We start from the raw sequence: 7,824 nt of genomic DNA on the forward strand, positions 1-7,824 counted from the left end.
CCCCCGACCCGCGCGGGGGCGCCGGTCGTCCGACCCTGGACCGGCGCTCCCCGCGCGAACCCCGCACCCCGTACCACCCGCCCGAGCACCAGCACCGTTGCTGCCGTTCGACGACGCCCGGAGGCCCCCATGACCCGACCACCCGCCCCACCGCCCGGGCGACGCGCACGACGCCGTGCGACCGCCGCCGTCGCGCTCGCGACCGCCGGGGCCCTCCTGCTCGCGCCCGCCGTCGCGCAGGGCGCGCCGTCGTCCACGGCCGCGTCCACCACCGGGTCGGCCACGGCGGCCGACGCCGCGCCCGCGTTCGGCGCGCCCGACGCGACCGCCGCCGACTACTACGGCGCGCTGCTGCGCCACACCCGCTGGGTCGAGACCGTCTGGGACTCGTCGGCCGGGGTGTACCAGCTCAAGGACTTCAACTTCGCCGTCGTGCTGGGCAACGCCGTGCTCCTGACCCACGGCGAGTACGACGCCGAGCTCGCGGGCGTCTCCGAGGAGACGCTCCGCGCGCACACGCTCGCCACGATCCGCCACTACGCGGCGACCAACCGGTTCGTCGACCCGGCGGGCACCTGGGGCAAGAGGCTGTTCTGGGACTCGACGTTCCAGTCGTACTTCCTCGCGGCCGGGACCCTCCTGTGGGACGAGCTCGACGCGACGACGCAGACGAACCTCACGACGATCGCGACGAGCCAGTCGTCGTACACGGCCGACCTCGACTTCGGCAAGGACCCGCTCTCGGGCTCCTGGACCGCGGACTGGCCGACGGGCAAGCACGAGGGCGACACCGCGCAGGAGGAGGCCGGCGTCTACACGCAGGCGCTCGCCCCCGGCCTCGCGTGGGCCCCCGACGCCCCCGACGCGGCGCGCTGGGCCGAGCAGCTCGCCGACTGGGGCCGCAACGCGGCGGGCCAGCCGACGGCCGACCGCAACAACCCGGCCGTCGTCGCGGGCAAGCCCGTGTCGTCGAACACCATGCAGACCATCCACGACACGTACCTCGTGGAGAACCACGGGTCGTTCGGCCCGCACTACCAGTCCGACATCTGGCGGTCCGGCGGGCGCAACGCGATCCACTTCCTGCTCCGCGACGAGCCGCTGCCGGAGATCCTCACGCACCAGCCCAACTCGGCGGAGCTGTGGGAGTCGATCAAGCTCGTCATGTCCGACGCGGGCGAGCCGTTCATGCCGATGGTCGCCGACCGTGAGTTCCTCTACGGCCGCGACGCGATCCCCATGGCGTTCCTCGGCCAGGTGCTGCGCGACCCCGACGCCGCGCGCGCCGAGGCGAACCTCGCCGCCGCGCTCGCGGACTACCAGTCCTACGCCCCGGTCTACCGGCTCGCGAAGTTCTCGGGCGAGCCCAAGTACGAGCCCGAGGCGCGCGCGGAGATCGCCATCTCCTACCTCCTGCACGTCGAGGCCGCCGAGTCGCCCGAGGGCCCCGTGGAGCCGACGCCGCAGGACGAGTTCTTCGAGCGCCTCGCCGGGGTGCGCGACTTCGGCGCCGGGCCGGGCCTGACCGTCCAGCAGACGTCGGACGCGTGGGCCGCGGCGTCGAGCCGCAAGGGCTTCGTGAAGTTCCCCTGGGTCCCGGCGCACGACTCGTGGCTGTTCCACGTCTCGGGCTCGACCCCGTACCTCTACCCCACGACCGGCGCCACGGTCGACGAGCGGCACGTGACGACGTACACCGGGCCGCGCGACGGCTTCGAGGGCACGTCGTCGGTCTTCCGGGTCGGCAGCGGGTACGCGGGCCAGGTCACGCTCCCGACCGGTGCCGCCGTCTACGCGTCGACCGGCGCCGGCACGGAGGACGCGAGCCTGTCCGTCCGCAACCTCGACATGAACGGGTACTCCGGGCTCGACGGCTCGCGCACCTACACGACCGCCGAGGGCGAGACCACCGCGACGCTCCCGGTCACCCGGCCCGCCGACCCGGCGGACGCGAAGGCGGCGCGCGTCGACGACCTGTCGTTCGCGCCGGTCACGGCGCGGTACGTGCGGCTCCTCGGCCAGCAGGGCCACCCGCAGTACGGCTACTCGATGTTCGCGTTCCACGCCTACGGCGCGGACGCGGGGTCCGCGACCGACCTCGCGGCCGGCAAGGTCGCGACGGCGTCGAGCCAGGACACGGCGGGCGGGCGCCAGGCCGCGCGCGTCACGGACGGCAACCCGTCGACCCGCTGGGCCGTCGCGGTCGGCGAGCGCACGCGCCCCGACTCGTGGATCCAGGTGGACCTCGGCGAGGAGACCACCGTGGGCGGCGTGCGGTTCGCGTGGGAGGCGAGCGCGGGCGCGCGCTACCTCGTCCAGACGTCGACCGACGGCCAGACCTGGACCACCGCGACCGCGTACGGCAAGGCCCCGGCGGACGTGAACGTCGCGCGCCTCGACACCGTCGACCTCACCCCGGAGGGCGCGGACGAGCCCGCGCCGGTCACCACGCGCTACGTCCGCATGCAGGGCGTGCGCGGCGACGCGGCCTACGGCTACTCGCTCTACCACCTGCGTGCGTTCTCACCCACGGGGACGGACGTCGCCGCGGGCAAGCCGGCCACGGCGTCGAGCGCGAACGGCTCGAACCCCGCGAGCGCCGTCACCGACGGCTCCGCCACGACGCGCTGGGCCGTGTCGGTCGCGGACCGCACGAAGCCCGACTCGTGGGTCCAGGTCGACCTCGGCGCGCCCACCGCGGTGAGCCAGGTGCAGCTCGGCTGGGAGGTCGCCGCGGGCCAGGAGTACCGCGTCCAGACGTCGCTCGACGGGCAGACGTGGCACGACGCCGCGTCGTTCCGGTACACGGGCGACGAGGTGCTGCGCAGCGAGGGCGACTGGCTCAACGTCGAGGGCGAGGCCGGGTTCATCGTGCGCGGCTCGGACGCACCCGTGACCGTGTCGCGCGCGACCGACACGCGCCACGTCGTCCGGCTCACGGACGGCGCGACCGGGCCCCGGCTCGTCGAGATGGTCCCGGGCGACGCCGCGGCGACCGCCGCGCAGGCCGGGGCCCGCGTGCCGACGTCCGATGACCCGGCGGTCCTCGTGAGCGCCGTCGACGGGTACGTCGTCGCGTTCAACCTCACGGGCGCCGACGTCGCGACGACCCTCACCGTCCCGCACGACGGCGGGGCCGTCCCCGTGTACGCCGGCACGCAGACGGTGGGTCAGTCGATCGGCAGGGACGCGTCGACGCTCGACGTCACCGTCCCCGCGGGCGACGCCCTCGTCCTCGCGTCGCGCGCGACGGTCGCCACGCCCGCCGGGCAGGCTCCCGCGGGGGTGACGGTCGCCGTCGCCGACGCGCGCTCGTTCCGCGTGAGCGGCGACGGGGCGCCGGTCGAGCTGCGCCACGCCGAGACGGGTGCGACCCGCACGATCGGGGCGACGCCGTCGGGCACGCGCGTCACGTTCCGGGACGCGACGCCGTTCCCCGTCGCGGACCGCGCGCTGAGCACCCTCACGTTCCCCGCGTCGGTGCTGCCCGAGGGCATGACGTCGCCGTCGCTCGCCGTGGACGGCGACGCCGCCACGGCGTGGGTCCCCGGGCCGGACGGCCGCATGGTCACCGACCTGGGCGCCCCGCGCGAGATCGGCACCGTCGTCGCCGCGTGGGAGCGCGGCGGAGCTCCGGAGTCCGTCGTCTCCGTGAGCGACGACGGCCTGACCTTCACCGACGTCGGCACGATCGGCGCCGGTGGCGTGCGCGGCACGCTCGCCGTCGACCGCGCGGCGCGGTACGTCGCGCTGAGCACGTCGTGGCAGGACGGCGACCCGGGGCTCACGGCCCTCCGGGTGCTCGCGCCCGGCGCGGCGGACCCGGCGTCGCCGGCCGCGGTCGCCGTCACCGCGACGGCCGAGGTCCGGTGCCTCGGCGGCAAGCCGTACGTCGCGGTGCGGGTCGTGAACGACGACGACGCGCGCCTCGACGTCGAGGTCGCCACGCCGTGGGGCTCGAAGAGCTTCCCGTCCGTGGCGCCCGGCAAGAACGCGTACCAGTCGTTCGCCGTCCGCGGCGACGCCGACGGCGCGGTGGAGGTCACCGCCGCGCCGGCGGACGACGCCGACGAGCGCGAGACCGTCGCGACACCGGAGCACGGCCGGCCGACCTGCGGCTGACCCGCGGCTGACCCACCCCGAACCCGGGGTCGCTCCCCGATCCACCTCCGGATCGGGGAGCGACCCCGGGTTCGGCGCGTCCGGGTGCGTGCGCTCATAGGCTCCGCACAGGCGCGCGCTACGTTCGCCCCAACCTGCCTCCCTAGCCTCCCCATCGACCGCCGCCGCCCGGGCGGCACCGAGCCAGGGAGACGAGGGTGCTCCAGCAGCGCACACGGTCGTCCGCGACCGCACCGAGGGGGACCTCCCCCGACCACCCGCCCGGCCCCTCGGCGGGCACCGACCCGGGGCCGGGGGACGGTCCCGGCGACGGCACGACGTCCGACGGGGCCTCCCCGGGCACCGTCGGCACGCGCCGCGCGCGCCTCGCGCGCCGCCTCCGCGGCCCGCGCCCGCGCCGTCGTGCGCTCGTCGTCGGCGCGGTCGCGCTCGTCGTCGTCGTCGCGCTCGTCGTCTACCTCACGGTCCTGCGGCCCCGTGCGTCGGCGGCGCAGGAGGCCGGCGCCGCGCAGCCCGTCACCGCGCAGGCGACCACGGCCACGTTCGAGCAGACCGTGACGACCACGGGCACGCTCACCCCGAGCGTCCAGGAGGACGTCTCGTTCGCGGCGGCGGGCACCGTGCTGACGGTCGAGGTCGCCGCGGGCGACACGGTCGAGGCGGGCCAGACGCTCGCCACCATCGACACCCTCCAGCTCGACGCCGCGCTCGCGCAGGCGGACGCCGACCTCGCGCAGGCGCAGGCCGACCTCGCCGACGCGCAGGAGTCGGACGACGGCAGCGACGCCGCCGGGGCCGCGGTCGAGGCGCGCGAGTCCGCCGTCGCGGTCGCGCAGCAGGCCTCCGACGACGCCGCCGCGGCGATGGCCGACGCGACCCTGACCGCCCCGGCCGCCGGTCTCGTGACGTCGGTCGGCGTCGCCGTCGGCGACACCGTCGGCTCGACGGGCTCGTCCGCGTCGACCGGGTCGGGTTCGCCCGGCGGCACCGGCACGGTGCCCGGGGCGTCGACCGGCGGGTCCGGCAGCAGCGCGTCGTCGGGCTCGTCGGACACCGCGGCGTTCACGATCGTGGGCACCGACGCGTGGAGCGTCGACGTGAGCGTGGGCGAGGCCGACGTCACGGCGATCGAGACGGGCGACCAGGTCGAGATGACCTCGGACGACCTCGCCGACACGGTGTTCGGCACGGTGAGCGAGATCGGCCGCCTGCCCTCCACGACCCAGGGCGCGGTCGCCTACCCGGTCTCGGTCACGGTCACCGGCAGCCCCGAGGGCCTGTACGACGGCGTGAGCGTCGACGTCTCGATCGTCACCGAGCGCCGCACGGACGTGCTCTCCGTCCCCGCCGCCGCGGTCTCGACGAACGACGACGGCGCGTCCGTGGTCACGCTCGTGGCCGACGACGGTTCCACCTCCGAGCAGGTCGTCGAGACGGGCGAGACGTCGGGCCAGTCCGTCGAGATCGTCTCGGGCCTCGCCGAGGGCGACACCGTGCAGTACACGGCGTTCACGCCCGGCGCGGGCCGGGGGCAGGTCGGCGAGCAGGGCGGCACCGGCGGGCAGGGGTTCCCCGAGGGGTTCGACCCGTCCGAGCTCCCTGGCGGGGGGCAGGGCTTCCCCGAGGGGTTCGACCCGTCCCAGATGGGCGCCCGCCCCGGCCAGGGCGGGAACTCGTGACCGCGGCGACGACCGCCGTCGGGCACACGGACCCCGCGACGGCGGCGGGTGCGGACCGGCCCGTCATCGACCTGCGCGACGCACGCAAGACCTACCGCACGGGCGACCTCGAGTTCGAGGCGCTGCGCGGCGTCGACCTGCGGATCGAGCGCGGTGAGTACGTGGCGATCGTCGGGCCGTCCGGCTCGGGCAAGTCGACGCTCATGAACGTGCTCGGCTGCCTCGACACGCTCACCTCGGGCACGTACCGGCTCGCGGGCGACGACGTGGCGGACATGGACGAGACGGACCTCGCGAGCGTGCGCAACGAGCAGATCGGGTTCGTGTTCCAGCAGTTCAACCTGCTGCCGTCGCTGTCGGCGCTGCGCAACGTCGAGCTCCCGCTCGTGTACCGGGGCGTCGCCCCGGCGGAGCGCCGTGATCGAGCCGCGGAGGCGCTCGCGCGCGTCGGGCTCGCGGACCGCACCGCGAACCGCCCCGGCCAGCTCTCGGGCGGCCAGCAGCAGCGCGTCGCCGTCGCGCGGGCGCTCGTCGGCGAGCCGGCGCTCGTCCTCGCGGACGAGCCGACGGGCAACCTCGACTCGCGCTCCACGGCGGACGTGCTCGACCTCCTCGACGCGCTGCACGCGCAGGGCCGCACGATCGTCCTCATCACGCACGAGCACGAGGTCGCGCAGCGGTCCCGGCGGGTCGTGCGCGTGCTCGACGGGCTCGTGACGTCGGACGAGCGGGTGGTCGCGGCATGAGCTGGACGGAGACCGCCGCCACGGCGTGGCACGCGATCCGCGCGCACACGATGCGCTCGCTCCTCACGGTGCTCGGCATCCTCATCGGGATCGCCGCCGTGATCCTCACGGTCGGGCTCGGGCTGGGGACGCAGAAGGACGTGTCCGAGGACATCAGCGCGCTCGGGTCGAACCTGCTCATCGTCACCCCGGGGTCGTCCACGGACTCCGCGGGGATCCGGGGCGGGTTCGGCGCCGCCTCGACGCTCACCGTCGCCGACGCCGAGGCCCTCGCCTCGCAGGTCGCGGTGCCCGACGTCGCCGCCGTCACCGCGGAGAAGGAGTCGTCGCAGTCGCTCGAGGCGGGCGACGCCAACTGGACCACCACGGTCGCGGGCGTCACGGGCGACTGGCTCGAGGTGCGCTCGCGCGAGCTCGCGTCCGGGGAGTTCGTCGACCCTGCGTCGACCGACGAGGTCGTCCTCGGTCCCGAGACGGCGACCGAGCTGTTCGGCCGGGCGGACGTCGTCGGCCGCACGGTGAGCATCGCCGGGACGACGTTCGACGTCGTCGGCGTGCTCGAGGCGGCCGGGTCGAGCGCGTCGACCAACCTCGACGACACGGCCGTGATGTCCCTGACGGCGATGACGTCGGCGGTCACGGGCGGTACCGACACCTCGGTCAGCACCATCTACCTCAAGGCGACCGACACCGACGCGATCTCCGCCGCGTACCAGGAGGCCCAGTCCCTGCTCCTCGCGCTGCACGGCGCGAGCAGCGCGGACGCGGCCGACTTCACGATCGACTCCCAGGACTCGCTCGTGTCCACCGCGACGTCGGTCTACCGCACCCTCACCGTCCTGCTCGCCGGGGTCGCGGGGCTGTCCCTGCTCGTCGGCGGCATCGGCGTCATGAACATCATGCTCGTGTCCGTCACCGAGCGGACGCGCGAGATCGGCCTGCGCAAGGCGCTCGGCGCCCCGCCCGGCGCGATCCGCCGCCAGTTCCTCACGGAGGCGTCGATCCTCGGCGTCACCGGCGGCCTCGTCGGCGCGCTCCTCGGCGTCGTCGCCGCGCTCACGCTCCCCGCGGCGCTGGGCTCGTCGATCGTCGTCTCGCCCCTCGCGGTCGGCGGCTCGATCGCCGTCGCGCTCGCCATCGGGCTCGTGTTCGGCGTCTACCCCGCCGTGCGCGCCGCGCGCCTCGCGCCCATCGACGCGCTGCGCAGCGAGTGACCGCGTGCCCTCAGCGCCCCACCTTCCCGAACCGGAGACTCCCATGACCCCCCGCATCACCGC

The 7,824-nt window shown here is 75.5% G+C and carries 4 protein-coding genes; all 4 read left to right on the top strand.

What is annotated here, in order from left to right:
- The first annotated feature begins 129 nt into the window (after positions 1-129).
- The 4 genes from A0J59_RS19440 (at position 130) to A0J59_RS19455 (ending at position 7,761) form a co-directional block, all read left to right on the top strand.
- On the top strand, positions 130-4,122 hold the full coding sequence (locus A0J59_RS19440) for a discoidin domain-containing protein (RefSeq protein ID WP_064317190.1): 3,993 nt from the start codon (positions 130-132) through the stop codon (positions 4,120-4,122).
- Positions 4,123-4,319: 197 nt separating this feature from the next.
- The gene (locus A0J59_RS19445) at positions 4,320-5,801 is read left to right on the top strand and encodes an efflux RND transporter periplasmic adaptor subunit (RefSeq protein ID WP_082919206.1); all 1,482 of its coding nucleotides are present in this window, start codon (positions 4,320-4,322) and stop codon (positions 5,799-5,801) included.
- A complete protein-coding gene (locus A0J59_RS19450; protein ID WP_082141331.1) occupies positions 5,798-6,547 on the top strand; it encodes an ABC transporter ATP-binding protein in 750 nt (249 codons plus the stop codon). The genes A0J59_RS19445 and A0J59_RS19450 overlap by 4 nt, the downstream gene beginning before the upstream one ends.
- A complete protein-coding gene (locus tag A0J59_RS19455; protein WP_064317191.1) occupies positions 6,544-7,761 on the top strand; it encodes an ABC transporter permease in 1,218 nt (405 codons plus the stop codon). The genes A0J59_RS19450 and A0J59_RS19455 overlap by 4 nt, the downstream gene beginning before the upstream one ends.
- Positions 7,762-7,824: the final 63 nt, after the last annotated feature.

The organism is Cellulosimicrobium sp. I38E (assembly GCF_001647255.1).
In the GTDB taxonomy this organism is placed as follows: Bacteria; Actinomycetota; Actinomycetes; order Actinomycetales; family Cellulomonadaceae; genus Cellulosimicrobium; species Cellulosimicrobium cellulans_E.

What these genes read in the sequence shown, in the direction of transcription:
- A0J59_RS19440 (WP_064317190.1), top strand. Translation starts at nt 130, where the DNA reads ATGACCCGACCACCCGCCCCACCGCCCGGGCGACGCGCACGACGCCGT.
- A0J59_RS19455 (WP_064317191.1), top strand. Translation starts at nt 6,544, where the DNA reads ATGAGCTGGACGGAGACCGCCGCCACGGCGTGGCACGCGATCCGCGCG.